Below are 19,177 nucleotides of genomic sequence, written 5' to 3'. Positions count from 1 at the left end.
CGTCGTCCGTTTCACGCGCCCCAGGTGCGCAGCCGCAGCGGCAGCCCGGAGTCGCCGCCCGCCCCCGGCCGTACCGCGAGGACCTGGTTGACCCCGAGCCGGCCGTGCTCGAAGCCGAGCGCGGAGGCCGCCATGTACAGCAGCCACACCCGGGCCCTGCCGGGCGAGGTGAGGCGTACGGCCTCGTCCCAGTGGGCCTGCAGGCGCGCCACCCAGGCCCGCAGGGTCAGCGCGTAGTGCTCGCGCAGCGCCTCCACGTCCCGGACCTCGAAGCCGGCCCGCTCCAGTTCGCCGACGGTGCTGCCGAGCGGTGAGAGCTCCCCGTCGGGGAAGACGTAGGCGTCGATGAACTCGTCGACCCGGTAGGCCGCTTCGTCGGGCTCCGGGGGCCGGGCGATCTGGTGGTTCAGCAGGCGGCCGCCGGGGCGCAGCAGGGCGTGCAGGGTGCGGGCGTACTCGCGGTAGCGGTCGCCGCCGACGTGCTCGGCCATGCCGATGGAGGAAATGGCGTCGTACGGGCCGTCCTTGACGTCCCGGTAGTCCTGGACGCGGATCTCGATCCGGTCGGCCAGGCCCTCCTCGGCGACCCGCTTGCGGGCGTACGCGGCCTGCTCGCGCGAGAGCGTGATGCCGACGGCCTGGACCCCGTACTCCCGGGCGGCGTGCAGGGCCATGGAGCCCCAGCCGCAGCCGACGTCGAGGAGCCGGGCGCCGGACGTGAGGGCGAGCTTGCGGCAGACCAGGTCGAGCTTGTCGCGCTGGGCCTCCTCCAGGGTGGCCCCGGGGTTCCAGTAGGCGCAGGAGTACACCATGGACGGGCCGAGCACATGACCGTAGAACTCGTTGCCGACGTCGTAGTGGTGGCTGATGGCCGCGCGGTCGCGGCCCTTGGTGTGGACGGGCCCGCTGCGGCGGGCGGCCTCCTCGGGCGGCGGGGCGGGCGCGGGCCACGGCCGGGCCAGCGCGGCGAGGTCCCGTACGGCGGCCCGCGCGGCCGGGTCGCGCAGCAGCGCCAGGGTGCTGCCGGCCTGGGCGACGCGGGCGTGCTTGGGCGGCCCGGCGGGCGGGGCGGCGGCGTCCCGCTCCCAGAGCAGCCCGGCCACCCGGTCCAGCAGTTCGAAGAGGTCGCCCTCGACGATCAGGTCCCCGGCGACCCAGGCGCGCGCCAGGCCCATCTCGCCCGGCTTCCACAGCATGCGGCGAAGGGCGCGCCGGTGGGTGAGCACCAGGGTGGGGCCGGTGGGCGGACCGGCCTCGCTGCCGTCCCAGGCCCGTATGCGGACGGGCAGGGGGGCGCCCAGCAAGGTCTCGGCGAGTGCGGCCAGCCGCGGCGCGGCGTCGGTCATCGTAGGCACCTCCAGAAAGCTCCGACGAAACGGCCTACCCATTCCCGGTCCGGGACATGCCGAAGGGGCCGCCCGCACCACGGATGGCGGGCGGCCCCTTCGGGGACGTGCTGGGGGTGTTCCGGTCAGGCCCGGGTCAGGAGGCCTTGGCCTTCTGGGCGGGTGCCGAGGAGGCGGCCGGAGCCGGGGCCGGCTTGGCGGCCTCGTAGAACTCCTCGCGCGGGGTCTCCAGCGCACCCAGCGAGACGACCTCGCGCTTGAGGAACATGCCGAGGGTCCAGTCGGCGAAGACGCGGATCTTGCGGTTCCAGGTCGGCATGGCCATGCCGTGGTAGCCACGGTGCATGTACCAGGCGAGCCGACCCTTGAGCTTGATCTTCATCTTGCCCATGACGATCATCGCGACGCCCTTGTGGAGGCCGAGGCCCGCCACCGCACCCTTGTTGGAGTGCGAGTACTCGGTCTGCGGGAAGCCCCGCATGCCCGAGATGACGTTGTCGCCGAGGACCTTGGCCTGGCGCAGCGCGTGCTGGGCGTTCGGCGGGCACCAGGCGTTCTCGACGCCGGCCTTGCGGGCGGCCATGTCGGGAACCTGGGCGTTGTCGCCGGCGGTCCAGATGTAGTCCGTGCCCTTGACCTGGAGGGTGGGCTCGGCGTCGACGTGGCCGCGCGGGCCCAGCGGCAGGCCGTAGCGGACCAGCGCCGGGTTGGGCTTGACGCCCGCGGTCCACACGATGGTGTTGGAGTCGACCTCGAGGCCGTTCTTCAGCACCACGTGGCCGTCCACGCAGGAGTCCATGGAGGTGTTGAGGTAGATCTCGATGCCGCGGGACTCGAGGTGCTCCTTGCCCCAGGTGCCGAGCTTGGGCCCGACCTCGGGAAGGATCTTGTCGGCCGCGTCGACCAGGATGAAGCGCATGTCCTCGCGCTTGATCGTGGCGTAGTACTTCGCGGCGTCGCGGGCCATGTCCTCGACCTCGCCGATGGTCTCCGCGCCGGCGAAGCCGCCGCCCACGAAGACGAAGGTGAGGGCCTTGCGGCGGACGTCCTCGTCCGTCGTGGACTCGGCCTTGTCGAGCTGCTCGAGGACGTGGTTGCGCAGGCCGATGCCCTCTTCGACGCCCTTCATACCGATGCCCTGTTCGGCGAGGCCGGGGATCGGGAAGGTGCGGGAGACGGCGCCGAGCGCGATCACCAGGTAGTCGAAGGGCAGCTCGTACGCCTCGCCGACCAGCGGCGTGACGACGGCGACCTTGCGGTCCTGGTCGATGCTGGTGACCCGGCCGGTGAGAACCTCTGCCTTGGGCAGCACGCGTCGCAGCGGGACGACGACGTGCCGAGGCGAGATGCTGCCTGCGGCCACTTCGGGGAGGAAGGGCTGGTAGGTCATGTACGACCGCGGGTCGACGACCGTGACGGTCGCCTCGCCATAGCGCATCTTCTTCATGATCCGCTTGGCCGCGTACAGGCCTACGTACCCACCTCCTACAACGAGGATCCTGGGACGCTCCGTGGTGCTCATGAGAACGAGTATCCAGCACCCAAAGGGGTGTCGCTCGTGAGCCCCTTCACAAGGTGTCGGAGGGCCTCTGCTACACTCCGCCGCCCACGTGACCGAGGTCATGGCGCACAACGGGAACCACGGTGTAACGGGAGTCGTTGTTCACCCGTCCTGAACTGGCCTCCAGCCTCTCAAACGGACTGGACCAGAGGGGCTCGTCCATACCTCCGATACGGAACCCGTCGCGTCCGCCGATCGCACGAACGGCCACGAAAAAGGGCCCGAGGGCCTCGGGAAGGGCCCGAAAGGCCCTTCCGTTGGCCCAGCAGGCCTCTTTTCCTTGTGAAGAACTTCACGAACTTCGTGTGGATCACGGCACCCAGGACCCCTGCGAGGCCCCTCAGGGGACCCCTTCAGGGCCCTCCCGAGGCCTCTACAGCCCCTCGTCCGCCCGCCGTTCAGGCAGCGGACCAGGCGATCCCGTCGAGGATGTCGTGCTCCGAGACGATGACCTCCGAGGCGCCGATGCGCTCCATGATCGCCAGGAGGACCAGGGCGCCGGCTCCGATCACGTCCACCCGGCCCGGGTGCATCACGGGGACGGCCGCGCGCTCGGCGTGGGTCGACGTCAGCATGCGGCCGGTGATCTCGCGGACCTGCTCGTAGGAGATCCGGGAGTGGTGGATGACCTCCGAGCGGTACTCGGGCAGCCCGAGCGCGATCGCGGCGACCGTGGTCACCGAGCCGGCCAGGCCCACCAGCGTGCGGGCCTCGGCCAGCGGGACCGTCTCGGCGGCCAGGTCCAGCGCCGCCTCGATGTCGGCCCGGATGGCGGCCACCTGCGCCTCGGTCGGCGGGTCGGTGACGACCCCGTCCACGACCAGGTGGCGCTCGGTCATCCGGACGCAGCCCACGTCCACGGAACGGGCCGCCCGCACGTGCTCCTCGCCGACCACGAACTCCGTCGAGCCGCCGCCGATGTCCACCACCAGGAACGGCCGCTCCAGGTGTTCGTGTGCCACGAGCTCCTTGGTGGCGCCGGAGAAGGAGAACTCCGCCTCCTGGTCCCCGGAGATCACCTCGGGCTCGACGCCCAGGATGTCCAGGACCCCCCGGACGAAATCGTCCCGGTTCTCGGCGTCGCGCGAGGCCGAGGTGGCCACGAAGCGGACCTTCTCCGCGCCCAGCTCCTTGATCACCGCCGCGTACTCGCGGCAGGCCGCGAAGGTGCGCTCCAGCGCCTCCGGAGCGAGCCGCCCGGTCTTGTCCACGCCCTGGCCCAGCCGGACGATGGTCATCCGCCGGTCCAGCTCGACCAGCTCGCCGGTGCTCGGATCGCAGTCGGCGACGAGCAGGCGGATGGAGTTCGTACCGCAGTCGATGCCGGCGACCCGCGTCACCGCGACTCTTCCTTCTTCTCCGCCTTCTCCGCGCACGGGGTGACGCAGGCGCCCTTGGCCCACCACTCCGGCAGCATGGCGAGGGCCTCGTCGCCGAACGGGTTCACGCCCGGGCCCGCGGCCAGCGAGTGGCCGACCAGCACGTGCAGGCACTTGACCCGGTCCGGCATCCCGCCGGCGCTGGGGAAGCCCTGGAGCACCTCGATGGCGTCGCGGCGCCGGATGTAGTCCTCGTGGGCGGCCTGGTAGGCCGCGGCGAGCTCGGGGTCCTCGGCGAGCCGGGCCTGCATCTCCTTCATCACGCCGTTGGCCTCGAGTGTGCCGATCGCGGAGGCCGCGCGCGGGCACGTCAGGTAGTACGTCGTCGGGAAGGGGGTGCCGTCGGGGAGCCGCGGGGCGGTCTCCACCACGTCCGGCTGGCCGCAGGGGCAGCGGTGGGCGATGGCGCGCAGCCCGCGCGGCGGGCGGCCGAGCTGCTGCTCGAACGCCTCGATGTCCGCGTCGGTCGGCTCGGTCCGGTCGGTCTGGGGCGGGGGCGTCTGCATGCCTGGAGGAAGTCTCTTCGTTCTCGTGGATGGGTACTGCGGTACGGATTCAGTCGCCGGGGCGGTCGGCCTTGTCGACGCCGTCCCAGACGTTGGAGTACCAGGGGCGGTCGGACCCGGCCTGGCCGGTCCGGTGCCGCTCGGCCGCCGCCTGGGCCCCGGGGTCGGTCATGATGTAGCCGACCTCCCCCGGGCGCAGGAAGTGCAGGTGCCTGCGCGCCTGCTGCTCCGCGTAGGCGTTGTCCTGCCAGCGGGCCTTCTCGTCACGGAGCCGCTCCAGGCGGTCCCGCGCGGCGGCGGCGGCCCGCTGCTGCTCCGCGATCTCCGAGCGCTGGGAGACGTACTGGCGCATCGGATACGCGAGGGCGACGACCAGCGTACAGAGGACGAGCACCAGGAGCGCGGCCCGGCCGGTGAGCCGGCTGCGGCGGACCTGGCGGCGCGACTGCGAGCGGTAGACATGGGCGGCGGTCCGCTCGCCGAGCTGCTTGAGTCTGGTCGCGGTGGAGAAGGTGGAGAACCGATCCCGGTTCCCGGCCATGGTCCCGCCTCCCCTGTGTGCGCACTACGCAATACGTCCCCGCACACGGTACGGGACCGAGTGCGGGGACGTACGGAAGCCGGGGCGTGATTAGCCCTTGAAGCGCGGGAAGGCGCTGCGGCCCGCGTACACCGCGGCGTCGTCGAGGATCTCCTCGATGCGCAGCAGCTGGTTGTACTTGGCGACGCGGTCCGAGCGGGCCGGGGCGCCGGTCTTGATCTGACCGCAGTTCACGGCGACGGCGAGGTCGGCGATGGTGACGTCCTCGGTCTCACCGGAGCGGTGCGACATCATGCACTTGAAGCCGTTGCGCTGGGCCATCTCGACGGCGTCGAGGGTCTCGGTCAGCGAACCGATCTGGTTCACCTTCACGAGCAGGGCGTTCGCGGAGCCCTCCTCGATGCCGCGGGCCAGACGCTCCGGGTTGGTGACGAAGAGGTCGTCGCCGACGATCTGGACCTTGGAGCCCAGCTTGTCGGTGAGGGTCTTCCAGCCGGCCCAGTCGTCCTCGTACAGCGGGTCCTCGATGGAGACCATCGGGTACGCGGAGACGAGCTCCTCGTAGTACTCGGTCATCTCGGCGGCCGAGCGGGACTGGCCCTCGAACTCGTACTTGCCGTCCTTGTAGAACTCGGACGCGGCGACGTCGAGCGCGAGCGCGATGTCCTTGCCCGGGGTGTAGCCGGCCTGCTTGATGGCCTCGACGATGAGGTCGAGCGCGGCGCGGTTGGACTCCAGGTTCGGGGCGAAGCCGCCCTCGTCACCGAGACCGGTGGAGAGGCCCTTGGTGTGCAGGACCTTCTTGAGGGTGTGGTAGACCTCGGCACCCCAGCGCAGCGCCTCGGAGAAGGACTCCGCGCCGATCGGGGCGATCATGAACTCCTGGATGTCCACGTTGGAGTCGGCGTGCGACCCACCGTTGAGGATGTTCATCATCGGAACGGGCAGCAGGTGCGCGTTCGGGCCGCCGAGGTAGCGGAAGAGCGGAAGGTCCGAGGCCTCGGACGCGGCGTGCGCGACGGCGAGGGACACGCCGAGGATGGCGTTGGCGCCGAGCGAGCCCTTGTTGTCGGTGGCGTCCAGGTCGAACATGGCCTGGTCGATCAGTCGCTGCTCGGTGGCGTCGTAGCCGACGAGCTCCGGGCCGATCTGCTCGATGACGGCGAGGACGGCCTTCTCGACACCCTTGCCGAAGTAACGGTTGGGGTCACCGTCACGGAGCTCGATGGCCTCGAATGCACCGGTGGAGGCGCCGGACGGAACTGCAGCACGGCCGGTGCTGCCATCGTCGAGGCCCACCTCGACCTCGACCGTGGGGTTGCCTCGGGAGTCCAGGATTTCCCGGGCTACGACGACGTCGATGGACGGCACGAGCATCTCCTTCTGGGATGTGACGCTGGATGTGCGGTGGCGTCAGGCCGTGGGATGGCCTTGCCGCCTAGAGCCTAACCGGCTCCGGGCACTCGACCGGCCGACCGCCCGGGTCCTGGGACGAAAAAGGGTCCGAATACCCCTCTTCCGGGACATAGGACTCTTGATCATCGGGGTTCTGCCCGCACAAACGCCGCCGCCCGGCGCGTGGGGGAGACGCGCCGGGCGGCGGGATGGTGCGTGTTGCTCGAAGACGCCGCGGCTATTGCCGCAGTGTTCAGCTGAGCTTCAGCTTCTGACCCGGGAAGATCAGGTCGGCGTCCGAGACGATGTCCTTGTTCAGCTCGAAGAGCTTCTCCCAGCCGCCCTGAACGCCGTTGGCCTCGGCGATGAGGCCCAGGGTGTCGCCGGACTTGACCTCGTACGAGCCGTTGCCGGTCTTCGGGGCCGGGGCCTCGGAGCGCTCGGAACGGGTGGTCGGGGCCTCGGAGCGCTTGGTCTCCTTCTTCGGCTCGGTCTTCTTCGGCTGAGTCTTCTTGGGCTCGGTCTTCTTCTCCTGCTTCGGGGTCTCGGTCGAGCCCCCGCCGGCGTAGGAGGAGTTCGACAGGCCCACGCCGCAGGACGGCCAGGCGCCCTTGCCCTGGCCCTTGAGGACCTTCTCCGCGATGGCTATCTGCTGGCTCTTCGAGGCCTGGTTGGCCTGCGCGGCGTACGACTTGCCGCCGTACGCGGCCCACGTGGAGGACGAGAACTGCAGGCCGCCGTAGTAGCCGTTGCCCGTGTTGATGGACCAGTTGCCACCGGACTCACACTGCGCGACCTTGTCCCACTCGGACGCGGTGGCGGCGCTGGCGGTACCGGCGGCCATCAGGGGGGCGGCGACGGCCACACCGGCGACACCGGCGAGCGTGACGATGCGGACGGCCTTGGAACCGCGGCGGTGCTTGCCCTTGCCGGAAAGCAGCATGGAGTTTCTCCTCACCGACGCCTACGAGGTGAGCTGTCGGGTTCGGGCGAGTGAGTTGCCCGGCCGTGCGACCTAGCGCACGTCTTAACCCCTAGCCGGTGGCGTGACCGTCTCTCAACGGCCGCTCCCGGCACCTACCTTGGTTCCCCCGCTCCTGCCTTCGGCGCTTGACGCGACGACTGTTTCCTCCGTCCGCCGGCAGGATTCGGCGATGCGGTCGAAGGAGCCCGCGGTGGCGAGCGATTCAGAAGGTAGACAGGTCCCTCCCCGATGTTCAACGAGCACCATCGGGGAGAAACGACCCCTACTTGCGTCCTTCGCACGGGTGTTTGCGCAGGTGAGGGCGGGGTTTGCGGAAGCCCCCGGGCGGGACACGCCAGTTGACCGGAAGAGACACATGTCTCACTTACAGAAAACGGACAATCAACTCTTTCTGCCCGCCCGAAGTGCCCCTATTACAGGCTTAGATCCAGGTTCTGACCGGGCTTGATCAGATTGGCGTCCCCGCCGATGACCTGCTCATTGGCCTCGTAGAGCGCGTTCCAGCCGCCCTTGAGTCCCTTGGCGTCCGCGATGCCCGTCAGGCTGTCGCCCGCCTTGACGGTGTAGACGGGCGCCGACGCGGCATCAGATCCGGCCGGTGTCTCGGCGGCCGGCGCGCCGCGGTGCTTGCCGCCGCCCTCGGGGGTCGTCACGGGAGGTGCGGTCGGGTCGGCCGAGGCGCCCGGGGCGCCCGGAGTGGCCGGTGCCGTCGGGTCGGCCGGGGTCACGGGGGCCTCCGGGGTCACCGGGGGCTGGCCCGGGGTGGTCGGCGGCGTGGTGGGCGCGCCCGGGTCCGTGGGGCCGGTCGGCGCGGTCGGGTCCACCGGGGCCGGGGCCGTGGTGGGGTCGTCCGGCGAGGGCATGACGGGCAGTCCGAGGGACGGCGAGAGCGGGCTGTCGGGGAGCTCGAACGAGGGGCTGCCGGACGGGCTCGGCGCGGGATCGGTCGGAGCGCCGAAGTCCGTGGACGGCTTGCCGCGACCGGTGGTGGGCACCTTGTCGTCCGGGCGGGACGGCGCGGTGGCGGTCCCGGAGCCGCCGGGCAGGCCGGGGTCGACCTCGGCGGCGGGGCTCTGGCCGTCCAGCCCGGCCGAAGCCGCGCACAGCGGCCACGCCTGCGGGCCCTGGGAGGCCAGCACGCGCTCGGCCACGGCGATCTGCTGGGAACGGCTCGCCAGGTCGGCCCGCTTGGCGAAGTCGAGACCGCCGGAGTTCTTCCACTCCTCCTGCGTGAACTGCAGGCCGCCGTACTGGCCGCTGCCGAAGTTGGCACTCCAGCTGCCGCCGCTCTCGCATTCGGCGACCTTGTCCCACGTGGCGGTGTCGGCCGCGGAGGCACTGGTGGCGGCAAGAAGCGGCAGGGCCAGCGCGGAGCCAGTGACTCCGGCGGTGACGACTATCGCGGGCACCTGACGGGGACGTCTGTGACGGCCGTTCCCGGAACGCATGAGGCTGCACCTTTCGCATAACGGCTGGGTAACGGCAGAACCTAGCGGCCTTCGAACGATTGTCACAACTCCGGTCGACAACTGACTTCGGGTCAGTTGCCCTTCAGATGTTTCGGGGAGTAAAGCGCACGGGAAGGGTGCGCAGGCCACGCATGATCAGTCCGCCGCGCCAGCGCAGCTCCTCGGGCGGAACGGCGAGTTCCAGATCTGGCAGACGCGTGAGCAAAGTCGCAAGCGCCGTCTGTCCTTCAAGTCGTGCGAGCGGAGCACCCAGGCAGTAGTGGATGCCGTGCCCGTATCCGAGGTGCTGGTTGTCGGTGCGGGAGAGGTCGAGGGTGTCCGGCTCGGCGAACCGCGCGGGGTCGCGGTCGGCGGCGGCGAGGACGACCAGGACCGGGTCCCCGGCCGCGACCGACTGCCCGCCGAGGGTCAGCGGCTCGGTGGCGAACCGCCAGGTGGCCAGCTCCACGGGGCCGTCGTAGCGCAGCAGTTCCTCGACGCCGGTCTCCAGCAGGCCGCGCTCGCCGGCCGCGAGGGAGGACTGGAGTCGCTCGCGCTCGCCGGGGTTCATGAAGAGGGAGTGGACCCCGTTGCCGATGAGGTTCACGGTGGTTTCGAAACCGGCGAAAAGCAGGATGAAAGCCATGGCGGTGGCCTCGGCCTCCGTCAGGTGGTCACCGTGGTCGCTCGCCCGGATCAGGTCAGAGATGAGGTCATTGCCCAGATCATCCCTTTTGCGGTGGATGAGTTCACCGAGATAGGTGCGCATCTGCTTCACCGACCGGGCGACCCCGCCGCGCGGACCGCCGCCGTGGCGGATCATCATCCCGGCCCAGTCCCGGAAGTCGTCCTGGTCCTCGCGCGGTACCCCGAGCATCTCGCAGATGGCGTAGATGGGGAGCGGGAAGGCGAACTCGTGGATGAGGTCCGCCTCCCCCTTCTCAGCGAACCGGTCGATGAGGTGGTCGGTGAGCTCCTGCACGCGCGGGGTGAACTCGGCGACCCTGCGCGGGGTGAACGCCTTCGACACCAGCCGCCGCAGCCGGGTGTGGTCCGGCGGGTCGATGTTGAGCAGGTGCGTCATCAGCTCCGCCTTGCGCTCCCCCGGGATCCCGGTCTTGCCCTTGGCGTGCGCGGGCTCCGCGTGGTGCGCCGGATTCTTGCTGAGCCGCTGGTCGGCAAGGGCCTGGCGGGCGTCGGCGTACCGGGTGACCAGCCAGGCCTCGACCCCGCTGGGGAGCTTGGTGCGGTGCACCGGGGAGTGCTCGCGCAGCCAGGCGTAGGCCGGATAGGGATCGGTCGCGAACTCCCAGTCGAACAGGGTCGGCCCCTGTCGGGAAGGGGAGGCCGAAGGGGTGTCGGCGGGGGTTGCGGGGGTCTGCTCGTGCACCCGATGACCGTATCCCGGCTCGCGGCCCCGATCCCATATGGGTGCTTCGTCGCGGCTGTCCGCAGATCCGCCGACGCTTGACCTCACCTCGCCCGGCACTCCTACCTTCGGTTCTGTGGATGTGAGGATCTTGAAAAGCAGCTTCGCGGTGGTGGAGAGACGGGCCGAGCACGCGGTCAAGTTCTTCTACTCCCACCTCTTTTGGCACAACCCCGGAGTCCGTGAGCTCTTCCCGGCCTCCTTCGAGGACATGGAACGGCAGCGGGACCGGCTCTTCGCCGCGCTCACCCATGTGATCGCCCATCTGGAGAACGAGAGCCTCGTCCCCTATCTCCGCGACCTGGGCCGCGACCACCGCAAGTTCCGGGCCGGGCCCGAGCACTACGCGGCCGTGGGCGCCAGCCTGCTCGCCGCCCTCGCCGAGACCTCCGGCGAGGCCTGGACCCCGCAGGTGGAGAAGGCCTGGGCCGAGGCGTACCAGGTGATCGCCGACGCGATGACGGCCGGCGCCGCCGCGAGTGACGACCCGCCGTGGTGGGACGCGGAGGTCGTGCGCCACCTCCAGTACGGGGAGGACATCGGCGTTCTGACCCTGAAGCCGCACGCCCCCTTCCCCTATCTGCCCGGCCAGTACACGAGCGTGAGCAGCGAGCGGGTCCCGACGACCTGGCGCACGTACTCCATCGGCAACGCCCCCCGCCCCGACGGCACCCTGGACCTGCACGTCAGCCGGATCGAGCGGGGGCGGCTCAGCACCGCCCTCGTGCGCGACGTACAGCCGGGCGACACGCTGCGGCTCGGCGCCGCGGGCGGGCAGCTGACCTTCCGCCGCGCGGACCGCCCGGCCAGCCTGATCGCCGCCGGGACCGGCTGGGCGCCGGTCCGGGCCATGCTGGAGGACCTCGCCGAGCACCCTCCCGATCAGGACGTACGGCTCTTCGTGGTCGCGCGGGACGCCTCGTACCTCTACGACCGCCCGCTCATCGACGAGTACGCCGCCGCCTGCGGCTGGCTCGGTGTCACCTACATCACGCCCGCGCCCGGGCAGCACCGCAACCAGGCCACCGACCGGCTGGCCACCGCGCTCAGCAACCGGGGCCTGTGGCCCGACCAGGACGTCTACCTCAGCGGACCGCCGCATTTCATCGAGCGGACCGCGTTCCTCCTGGAGGAGCTGGGCGCCCGCCCCGGCCGGATCTTCTACGACTCCATACCCGCCGCCGCCGAGGACCACGGCGTGAACGGCCGTCCGCTCGGCTTCGGGGAGTGGTTCCTGAACCGCCCGTCACCGCACTGGCACAACCCCTCCGGCCGCTCGCCGAGGGACTTCTAGATACGGCTAGTTGCCGGGGGCTACTCGCCGACGCCCTCGGCGGCCCGGATCGCGTCCCGGTAGGCGCGGGCCGCCGCGCGCAGTGCGGTCTCGGGGTCGATCCCCGCCGCCTCGGCGCGCGCCGCCAGCTCCAGCAGCTCGTACCCGATGCCCTCGCCGCGGGGCAGCTCCACGGCCAGACCGCCCGAACGGACCCGCCCGGCGAGCTTGGCCGCGAGCGCGAGCCCCGGCTGGCCCAGCGGAATCCCCTCCGTGACGGACTCCCGGCGCTTCTCGGCCGCCTTCGTGCGCTGCCAGTGCGCGCTGACGTCCTCCGGGGTCTCGGCCTTCTCCTCGCCGAAGACGTGCGGGTGCCGGTGGATCAGCTTCTCCACGAGGGTCCCGGCCACGTCGTCGATGGAGAACGCCTCGTCCGGCTCTTCGAAGTCCTCCGCGATCCGGGCGTGGAACACCACCTGGAGCAGGACGTCCCCGAGCTCCTCGCGCAGCTCTTCCCGGTTCCCGTCCTCGATGGCCTCGACCAGTTCGTACGCTTCCTCGATCGCGTACTTGGCCAGGCCCCGGTGGGTCTGCCGGGAGGTCCACGGGCACTCGCGCCGGACCCGGTCCATCACCTGGACCAGGTCGAGCAGGCGGGCGCCCGGCAGGTCGTACGAGCCGGGCAGCAGTTCCAGGTCGGGCATCGCGACCCGGCCCGAGCCGGCGAGGCGGGCCAGCCCGTCGGTGAGCCGCTGATCGCCCTCGCCGCTCAGGAGCACCACGGCCGTGCCGCCCCCGGCGCAGGCCTCGACCAGCGCCTGCGCGTCCGGACTCTCGTGAACGACCTCGACGCCCGCCTCCCGCAGGTACGGGAGCTGCGGGTGGCCCGGGTCGGCGCAGAGCACCCGGTCCGCGGCGTGCAGGGTCTGCCAGGCGGGCCAGGACAGCACGCCGGGGGCGACCCGGTGGCTGGTGGTCAGCAGGACGATGCGGCCGGTGGGCTCGGCCGTGGTGGATTCGGAGGGGTCGTGGTCGGTCACCCTCCGAACCTACCTCCGGTCGGGTCGGTCAGGCTCCGGCGGGTGCCTGCTCGGGCCGGGTCCGCTGGACGATCCAGGGGGTCTCCCCGACGCCGAGCTTGATCTGCTGGACGTCGAAGGAGCCGTAGCGCGGATTGACCTCGATGTGCAGGGCCTTCGCGGCGGTCCTGGCGGGCTCCTCCAGCTTCCCGTTGCCGTACTTGGCGGTCAGCTTGGTCAGCAGCACCCGGTCCCGGAGGAAGCGGTCGACCTGGCCGGGAGCCATGGCGCCCTTCTGCAGCAGCAGTGCCTCGAACTGCTCGGCCCCCTTGTTCTCCTCGACGTACGCCTGGCGCTCGTCCTCGATCTCCTTGGCGGATACGGAGATCCCGGCGGTCTTGGCCATCTTGTCGATGATGTGGCTCTGGAGCATCGAGTCGAGCTTCTGGCGCTCCAGGTTGGGGGTGCTCGCGATGAGCTCGGCCGCGGCCTGCCCGGTGCGGTTCTGGGCGGCGCGCACATCGTTCACCTCGGCCTGGAGGGCGGAGGTGGTGATCCGTTCACCGCCGACGACGGCTGCGGTGCCGGGGCGCGCCTGCCCCGAGCAGGCGGACAGCAGGGGGGCCGCCAGGAGCAGGGCGGTGGAGACGGAGAGCGCAGTGCGACGGTGCAAAGGAGCCTCCAGGGCCGGGAGATTGTGCGTCGGTGCACAAGCCTTGCGGTGATCGATGTTATGCAGTCAGGGTGGTCCGAGCCACCGGTTCGACCAACGATTCCCGTGGTGTTGAGGTGTGCGTTCACTCCGTGGCCATCCTGCCGTCCCCCGGTGGTGCCAAGGTCGGCGCACCATGTCGACACCGCACCGCTCGCCGCGACGCCTGAGCCTGGCCGGCTCCGCGTTCGCCGCCCTGCTCACGGTGGTGGCCGTGTGTGCCGGGGACGCCGTCGCCCGCGTCTTCCCGTACGGCCCGCGCCACCGCAGCATCAACGACCTCGGCAACCAGTTCGTCCCCTTCCACGCGCACCTGTGGGACCTCCTGCACGGCCGTGCGGAGGGCGGGCTGCTGTTCAACTGGCAGTCCGGATACGGCACGAGCTTCCTGCCGGACCTGGGCACCTATCTGGCCAGCCCCTTCGCGGTGCTGGTCGGGCTGTTCCCGCGCGCGGACATAGACCTCGCGGTGTACGTGGTCACGGTGCTCAAGACGGCGGCCGCCGCGGCGGCCATGACCTGGCTGCTGCGCACGCAGCGCCGGGGGGCCTGGTGGGCGGCGGGGCTGCTCGGGGCCTCGTACGCGCTGTGCGGCTGGTCGGTGATCGAGGCCTCCTACAACCCGATGTGGCTGGACGGGCTGATCGCCTTCCCCCTGCTGTGCCTGACCGGTGAATGGGCGCTGCGCGGGCGCCGGCTCGCGGCCGCCGCGCTGATCGTGGCCGTCTGCTGGACGGCGAACTTCTACACCGCCTACATGGCGACCCTCGGCGCGGCGCTGGTGCTGCTGGTACGGGTGGTGCTGGCCCGGGAGGGCGCGCGGGCCGGGCTGGCCGTGATCGGCCGGGCGGCCGGGACGACCGTGCTGGGGATCGCGCTCGCGGCTCCGGTCCTGGCGCCCCTCTTCCTCAGCTCCGGGCAGGCGTACCCGGGCTGGGTCAAGGAGTTCCGGCCGGTGTCCTGGGCGGACCTCTTCGCGCGGCTGTTTCCGGCGACGTACTCCTTCTCCTCCCCCGCCGTCTTCGTGGGCACCGGGACGCTGCTGCTGGTGGCCGCGCTGCCCTTCCACCGGGCGGTGCCCGTGCGCACCCGGCTGGCGTGGGCGGGGCTGACGGCGGCCGTGGTGCTCTCCCTCCAGTGGGCTCCGACCCACCTGGCCTGGCATCTGTTCGCGACCCCGAACGGAAGCCCGTACCGGCAGACCTTCGTACTGGCCGGGATCGCCGTGATCGCCGCCTGGGCGGGGCTGTCGGCGGGGCTTCCGGGGCCGCGCGCGCTGGCGGCGGGGGCGGGCCTGCTGGCGGCCGCGGCCCTGTGGGCGAGCGGGAGCACGCTGGTGACGACCTGGGGGTACGTGCTCTTCTGCGGCGGGCTGGCGCTGGCGGCCGCGGCCTGGTGGGCGCTGCGCCACCGCCGTCTGGCGTTCCCGGCGGCCGCGCTGCTGGCGGCCGTCCTCGTCGGGCAGGCGGCCGCCACGACCGCGTACGGCCACAAGGGCAAGCTGGGCGGCCTCGACGACTACCCGTCCTGGGGGCGTGCGCACACCGCGCGCGCCGGGGCGGTGGCGGGCGCCGAGGGCTGGCCGGCCTACCGCACCGACCCGAGCCGGCCGGCCCTGACGGGCAACGACCCGCTGCTGCTGGGCGGGGAGGGCGGCTCGTACTACAGCAGCCACACCCCGGACGTGTTCACGCGCACGATGGTCGCCCTCGGGGCCGGCTGGACCTCGCGCGGGCGCAACGTCCAGAGCATCGACAGCCCGGTGACGGACGCGGTCTTCGCGGTCGGCGCGCGCCTCCAGCCGGACGGCACGGTCCGCCGCGCCGAGGTCCCCCCGCTGGTGACGACCCGCCCGCCGGGCGCGCCCGTCTCGTACGGCGATTCGCCCTTCGCCAACCAGGAACTGCTGCTGGGCGCACGGGTGTACGAGGACCCGCTCGCGCCGGGAGTCTGCCGCGCGGGCACGGAGGCCTACCTGTGGGCGCCGGAGTACAACGCGACGGCCCGCCTGGCCGACGGCCCGGCCTTCCGGCTGAACGGCAACGCCCCGCGCAACCGGGCGGCCGTCCAGCCGATGGGCGTCTCCCGGGGCGACTCCTCCCCGCTGGTCTTCGACCAGGCCGCGCCCGCCCGGTGGACGCTGTCCTGTCTGGACCGCGGCCGCCTGGACACGGCCGTTGCCCGGCTGCGGGCCACGGCCGCCACCTCGGTCGCGGTCGGCTCCTCGGAGCTCCGCGCGGTGCTTCCGCCGGGCAGCACCGGCACGGCGGTCGTCTCGGTGCCCGCCATCGCCGGCTGGACCTGCAACGACCGCCCCGCCTCGGCCCACCTGGGCCTGGTGGCACTCCCCCTGGACGGCCGCACCCGCACGGTGACCTGCACCTTCCGGCCGCCGGGCCTGCTGCCGGGCCTGGCGGTCGCGGGAGCGGCCCTCCTGGTGCTTCTGGCTGTCCCTATCCGAATCCGGATCCGGCGCTTGCGAACCCGTCGGACATCAGATGCGGTGCACGGTGTGCAGCTTCTTCGCGTAGGTGCCGGTGCCGTCGAGGAGTGAGGCGCCGCCCAGGTCGGACATGGTCGGTCCGTTGCCGGTCTTGCGGCTGGAGAGGAAGCGGCGCTTGCCGGCGGCGTCCAGGCCGAGGTAGATGCCGACGTGGTCGACGGTGACGGTCACCGTGTCGTCGCCCGAGTCTGCGTTGAACAGGACCAGGTCGCCGGGCTGGAGCTGCTGTGCGGCGGGCGGGTTCGTCCCGTCCGTCTGGTCGATCCGGGTGCCGGGGGCGTAGTCCACCATGTCGCGGGACTTGCGCGGGATGCGGGTCTTGGAGGTGTCCTCGCCGGCGGCGACGGGGATCCCCATGTGGTAGCCGTAGACCATGCGCGTGTAGCCGGAGCAGTCGAGGTTGCCGACCTGCTTGCTGGACGGGCCGGTGTAGGTGCCGTCGGGGAAGGTCCAGCCGAGGTTCATGTACTCGTGGAAGTCCGCGCCCTCGTAGCGGTAGCCCTGCGGGTCCAGATAGCCGTATCCGGCCTCGCCCATGACCTGCTTGCCCGCGGCCGGGGCCGCCACGGTCGTCACGGCCGGCGCCCCCGCGAGGAACGTGGCCGCGTGGGCCAGGACGTCGGGGGCCGGGGATCCGGCCCAGCCGCGGATGGTCTGTTCCAGGGCCGAGGTCCAGGTCCCGTCGAACGGCTCGGGCAGGACCCGTACCCAGGTGTCGTGGGTGACGGCCGGCGGCTGCTGCCAGGTCGCGGCGTCCACCTGGAAGCGGCTCACCACCAGCTTGACCGGCAGGTTGGTGCAGCCCTGGTTGGCCAGTGCGCGCAGGCCGACCCGCCCCTTGGCGAAGGTGGAGTCCGACACGTCCACGGCCCAGGCCGACGGCTCGGTGGTGTCCGTACGCCAGGCCTTGACCCGGATCCGGGCGCCCTCGCGGAGCACGCGGATCGTCCAGTTGGTGCCGGCCGGAACCCCGGTGGCGAGAGTGGTGGACGTGGTCAGCTGGGTGACCGTGTCGGCGACCTCCTTCTCCACGCGCAGCTCGACCGTGCCCGAGGTCAGGAAGGACAGCCTGGCCCGGTAGTTGTTGTGGGTGTCCTGGTAGCCGAAGGACAGCGCGTACGAGCAGGCCTGGCCGGTGGGCACCTTGTCGAACTTCGCCACTGCGCGGACGTCGACGTCGCTGATCTCGTCGTCCCGGAGGGTGGCGTGGCGGCTCGCGTAGTCGGTGGTGAGCGCGAGGGTCGCGCTGCCCGGCACCACCGAGTAGTCGGTGTCGGCGGGCCCCAGCGTGGACCAGCTGCCGCCGCCCGGGGAAGTCCCCCAGTACTTCCGGTCCGCGACCGGCAGCGCCAGGTCCGGGAGGGTGCGCTGGAAGTCGTCCACGAAGGACTTCTTGTTCTCGGTGAAGGTGCGCTCGGGACCGGTCAGAACAACGGTGCGCGCACCCTTGGTCAGGACCGCCACCTGCTTGGTGCCGGAGCTGACCGTCAGTCGCTCCGGCGTACCCGGCACCACGCTCGTGGTGAGGGAGCCGAGGGAGACCTGCATGAAGTAGGCGGGGTCCAGCGTGCCGATGGTGACGGAGGACCGCGGCGACGTGAGAGACGCGGGGACCGCGGCGGCGGCCAGCACGGACGCCGCGCGGGTGGCGACGGCGGGCGCCGAGGATCTGGGCGAGGCCGAGGCGGTCATGGCGCCGAGTGGGACCGTGGCGGCCGCAGAGGCGAAAACGGCAAGGACATTGCGACGGGAAGTATGTGACATGCAGCCATCATCCGATGGGTGCATGTCGCAGCGGACTTCGCCCCCATCAGTGTGCTATATCGCGAACCATGAGGCTAGTAAGCCTGAATATCCGCAAATGACCGTATCAAGCTGCAGATAGCGATCTTCACGAGCTGCGGCCTTGGCTGTCTTCCCCGGCCGTCGCCGCCGAGGCGCACGACCCCCGCGCACCGCGGGTGGCGCGCAAGACCCTGCGGGCCGTACTCGACGGCCGGGCGACACTTCGACTCCGCCACATGGAAGGCGGCTGGCTCCGGAACAGCGTGTGCGACACCAACCCGGTGATCCACGCTACCCACTCGGCGACAACCTCTTCGGCCGCAGCGGCAAAACCCTCTGTTGCGAACTCGCCCCCAAGCCGGTGCTGGCCCGCGCCGCCTGAGCCGCAGGGCTGTCTGCTCCAGCGTCACTCTCCGTGGGAATCCGACTGGCAGCTGCGCACAGCGAGGGGCGTCCTCCCACAACCGGCCGAGGACGTTCGGGCGCCCCCCTCTCCCGGGGCGAAACGCTCCGCCGCAGCTAACGGGGCGTTCCATTGAAGGTGAAATTCCGGTTGGCTCAGATCGCCAGCTCGTCGAAAGCCGCGCGCCACAGGGCGAAACCGTGCAACCCACGGAGGGCCGTTTCGATGACCACGGGAGAGAATGACTTCTGCAGCTTCGGCGTCGCCGTCTCTTCCGCGGAATTTAGGAGGAGATTTCACTATTTCCCAGAACTCGCCACAACCCCGGCCAGGGACGCGGCGTATCCTCACCACGCACGGAAGCCGATGACGGCGATATCCCGGCGCCCTGCGCAACACCTGTCCACTGACGTTGCCATCAACTACTGCCGTCAACCGCTAGAAGCCCCGCCGGAAGAGGAACCCGGCGGGGCTTCAATAATCGTCCTCTGACGAGAGCAGAGACTTTACCTTTTTAAATTTGACGCGATGCGACTCAGTCCATTCGAGTGCACTCGCAGATCTGCGAGCTAGTCACTCATTGAATTCTGATAGCGCATCCATAGCCTAGAGATCCAAACGTTCGAACCATCCGGCGGCTGGGAGGTAACCGGTGGCGATGGAGCAGATTCCACTAGATGCAGCAGCGTCCAAGCCAATCCGAAGCATTCGTCATCACCAAAACACTCGATGAGGAGCATGGCCTCTTCGTTAGTGACAGGCTTCTCGATCGCATGTAGCGCCTGAGTCATCTCCTCAAATGCCTCGTCACCCTCCTCGGAGTCATCTTCCTCCGAGGGGAGCGGATGACCCAGCCGCAAGAATTCCCGAACCTGATCGCTGATCACCAAAG

General features: G+C 70.8%; 15 protein-coding genes and 1 riboswitch. Of the genes, 2 read left to right on the top strand and 13 right to left on the bottom strand.

The window, feature by feature from the left end:
- Positions 1-11: 11 nt before the first annotated feature.
- The 9 genes from OHA89_RS22525 to OHA89_RS22485 form a co-directional block, all read right to left on the bottom strand.
- On the bottom strand, positions 12-1,346 hold the full coding sequence (locus OHA89_RS22525; protein ID WP_266609504.1) for a cyclopropane-fatty-acyl-phospholipid synthase family protein: 1,335 nt from the start codon (positions 1,344-1,346) through the stop codon (positions 12-14).
- 136 nt (positions 1,347-1,482) lie between these two features.
- Positions 1,483-2,868 carry an NAD(P)/FAD-dependent oxidoreductase gene (locus tag OHA89_RS22520; protein WP_257556029.1) on the bottom strand — a complete coding sequence of 462 codons (1,386 nt, stop codon included), beginning with the start codon at positions 2,866-2,868 and terminating at the stop codon, positions 1,483-1,485.
- 437 nt (positions 2,869-3,305) lie between these two features.
- Entirely contained in the window at positions 3,306-4,247 is a 942-nt protein-coding gene (locus OHA89_RS22515) for a Ppx/GppA phosphatase family protein (protein ID WP_266609503.1), read from the bottom strand.
- On the bottom strand, positions 4,244-4,792 hold the full coding sequence (locus OHA89_RS22510) for a DUF501 domain-containing protein (RefSeq protein WP_215139447.1): 549 nt from the start codon (positions 4,790-4,792) through the stop codon (positions 4,244-4,246). The genes OHA89_RS22515 and OHA89_RS22510 overlap by 4 nt, the downstream gene beginning before the upstream one ends.
- A gap of 49 nt (positions 4,793-4,841) precedes the next feature.
- Positions 4,842-5,333 carry a septum formation initiator family protein gene (locus OHA89_RS22505; RefSeq protein WP_266609502.1) on the bottom strand — a complete coding sequence of 164 codons (492 nt, stop codon included), beginning with the start codon at positions 5,331-5,333 and terminating at the stop codon, positions 4,842-4,844.
- A gap of 90 nt (positions 5,334-5,423) precedes the next feature.
- Positions 5,424-6,710 carry a phosphopyruvate hydratase gene (gene eno / locus OHA89_RS22500; protein ID WP_073919099.1) on the bottom strand — a complete coding sequence of 429 codons (1,287 nt, stop codon included), beginning with the start codon at positions 6,708-6,710 and terminating at the stop codon, positions 5,424-5,426.
- A 271-nt stretch (positions 6,711-6,981) separates the two neighbouring features.
- Positions 6,982-7,671 carry a transglycosylase family protein gene (locus OHA89_RS22495; protein WP_266609501.1) on the bottom strand — a complete coding sequence of 230 codons (690 nt, stop codon included), beginning with the start codon at positions 7,669-7,671 and terminating at the stop codon, positions 6,982-6,984.
- A gap of 3 nt (positions 7,672-7,674) precedes the next feature.
- Positions 7,675-7,847: riboswitch (cyclic di-AMP (ydaO/yuaA leader) on the bottom strand.
- A gap of 279 nt (positions 7,848-8,126) precedes the next feature.
- Entirely contained in the window at positions 8,127-9,161 is a 1,035-nt protein-coding gene (locus tag OHA89_RS22490) for a transglycosylase family protein (RefSeq protein ID WP_266609500.1), read from the bottom strand.
- A 103-nt stretch (positions 9,162-9,264) separates the two neighbouring features.
- A complete protein-coding gene (locus tag OHA89_RS22485; RefSeq protein ID WP_266609499.1) occupies positions 9,265-10,551 on the bottom strand; it encodes a cytochrome P450 in 1,287 nt (428 codons plus the stop codon).
- Positions 10,552-10,699: 148 nt separating this feature from the next.
- Between OHA89_RS22485 and OHA89_RS22480 the strand changes: the two genes are divergently transcribed.
- The gene (locus tag OHA89_RS22480) at positions 10,700-11,884 is read left to right on the top strand and encodes a globin domain-containing protein (RefSeq protein ID WP_406366947.1); all 1,185 of its coding nucleotides are present in this window, start codon (positions 10,700-10,702) and stop codon (positions 11,882-11,884) included.
- A gap of 20 nt (positions 11,885-11,904) precedes the next feature.
- On the opposite strand, the gene OHA89_RS22475 is transcribed toward OHA89_RS22480, so the two are convergent.
- Positions 11,905-12,903 (bottom strand): nucleoside triphosphate pyrophosphohydrolase, encoded by a 999-nt coding sequence (locus OHA89_RS22475; protein ID WP_406366946.1) that lies wholly within the window; start codon positions 12,901-12,903, stop codon positions 11,905-11,907.
- Positions 12,904-12,931: 28 nt separating this feature from the next.
- Complete coding sequence (locus OHA89_RS22470) at positions 12,932-13,555, bottom strand: SurA N-terminal domain-containing protein (protein WP_215139456.1); 624 nt, start codon at positions 13,553-13,555, stop codon at positions 12,932-12,934.
- A gap of 175 nt (positions 13,556-13,730) precedes the next feature.
- On the opposite strand from OHA89_RS22470, the gene OHA89_RS22465 reads away from it, so the two are divergent.
- Complete coding sequence (locus OHA89_RS22465; protein ID WP_266609498.1) at positions 13,731-16,148, top strand: YfhO family protein; 2,418 nt, start codon at positions 13,731-13,733, stop codon at positions 16,146-16,148.
- Here OHA89_RS22465 and OHA89_RS22460 read toward each other — a convergent pair.
- Positions 16,089-17,861, bottom strand: a complete 1,773-nt coding sequence (locus OHA89_RS22460; protein WP_406366945.1) for an NlpC/P60 family protein — start codon at positions 17,859-17,861, stop codon at positions 16,089-16,091. The two genes, OHA89_RS22465 and OHA89_RS22460, sit on opposite strands and share 60 nt — an antisense overlap.
- A gap of 993 nt (positions 17,862-18,854) precedes the next feature.
- A complete protein-coding gene (locus tag OHA89_RS22455) occupies positions 18,855-19,172 on the bottom strand; it encodes a hypothetical protein (RefSeq protein WP_266609496.1) in 318 nt (105 codons plus the stop codon).
- Positions 19,173-19,177 lie beyond the last annotated feature (5 nt).

Source organism: Streptomyces sp. NBC_01546 (genome assembly GCF_045208355.1).
In the GTDB taxonomy this organism is placed as follows: Bacteria; Actinomycetota; Actinomycetes; order Streptomycetales; family Streptomycetaceae; genus Streptomyces.
The sequence above is the reverse complement of the archived record's forward strand: the minus strand, read 5'-3'. Positions and strand labels throughout refer to the sequence as shown.

Excerpts from the sequence above, each read along its gene's own strand:
- OHA89_RS22525 (WP_266609504.1), bottom strand. The coding sequence starts at position 1,346 with ATGACCGACGCCGCGCCGCGGCTGGCCGCACTCGCCGAGACCTTGCTG.
- OHA89_RS22520 (WP_257556029.1), bottom strand. The coding sequence starts at position 2,868 with ATGAGCACCACGGAGCGTCCCAGGATCCTCGTTGTAGGAGGTGGGTAC.
- OHA89_RS22510 (WP_215139447.1), bottom strand. The coding sequence starts at position 4,792 with ATGCAGACGCCCCCGCCCCAGACCGACCGGACCGAGCCGACCGACGCG.
- OHA89_RS22505 (WP_266609502.1), bottom strand. The coding sequence starts at position 5,333 with ATGGCCGGGAACCGGGATCGGTTCTCCACCTTCTCCACCGCGACCAGA.
- eno (WP_073919099.1), bottom strand. The coding sequence starts at position 6,710 with ATGCTCGTGCCGTCCATCGACGTCGTCGTAGCCCGGGAAATCCTGGAC.
- OHA89_RS22495 (WP_266609501.1), bottom strand. The coding sequence starts at position 7,671 with ATGCTGCTTTCCGGCAAGGGCAAGCACCGCCGCGGTTCCAAGGCCGTC.
- OHA89_RS22490 (WP_266609500.1), bottom strand. The coding sequence starts at position 9,161 with ATGCGTTCCGGGAACGGCCGTCACAGACGTCCCCGTCAGGTGCCCGCG.
- OHA89_RS22465 (WP_266609498.1), top strand. The coding sequence starts at position 13,731 with ATGTCGACACCGCACCGCTCGCCGCGACGCCTGAGCCTGGCCGGCTCC.
- OHA89_RS22460 (WP_406366945.1), bottom strand. The coding sequence starts at position 17,861 with ATGTCACATACTTCCCGTCGCAATGTCCTTGCCGTTTTCGCCTCTGCG.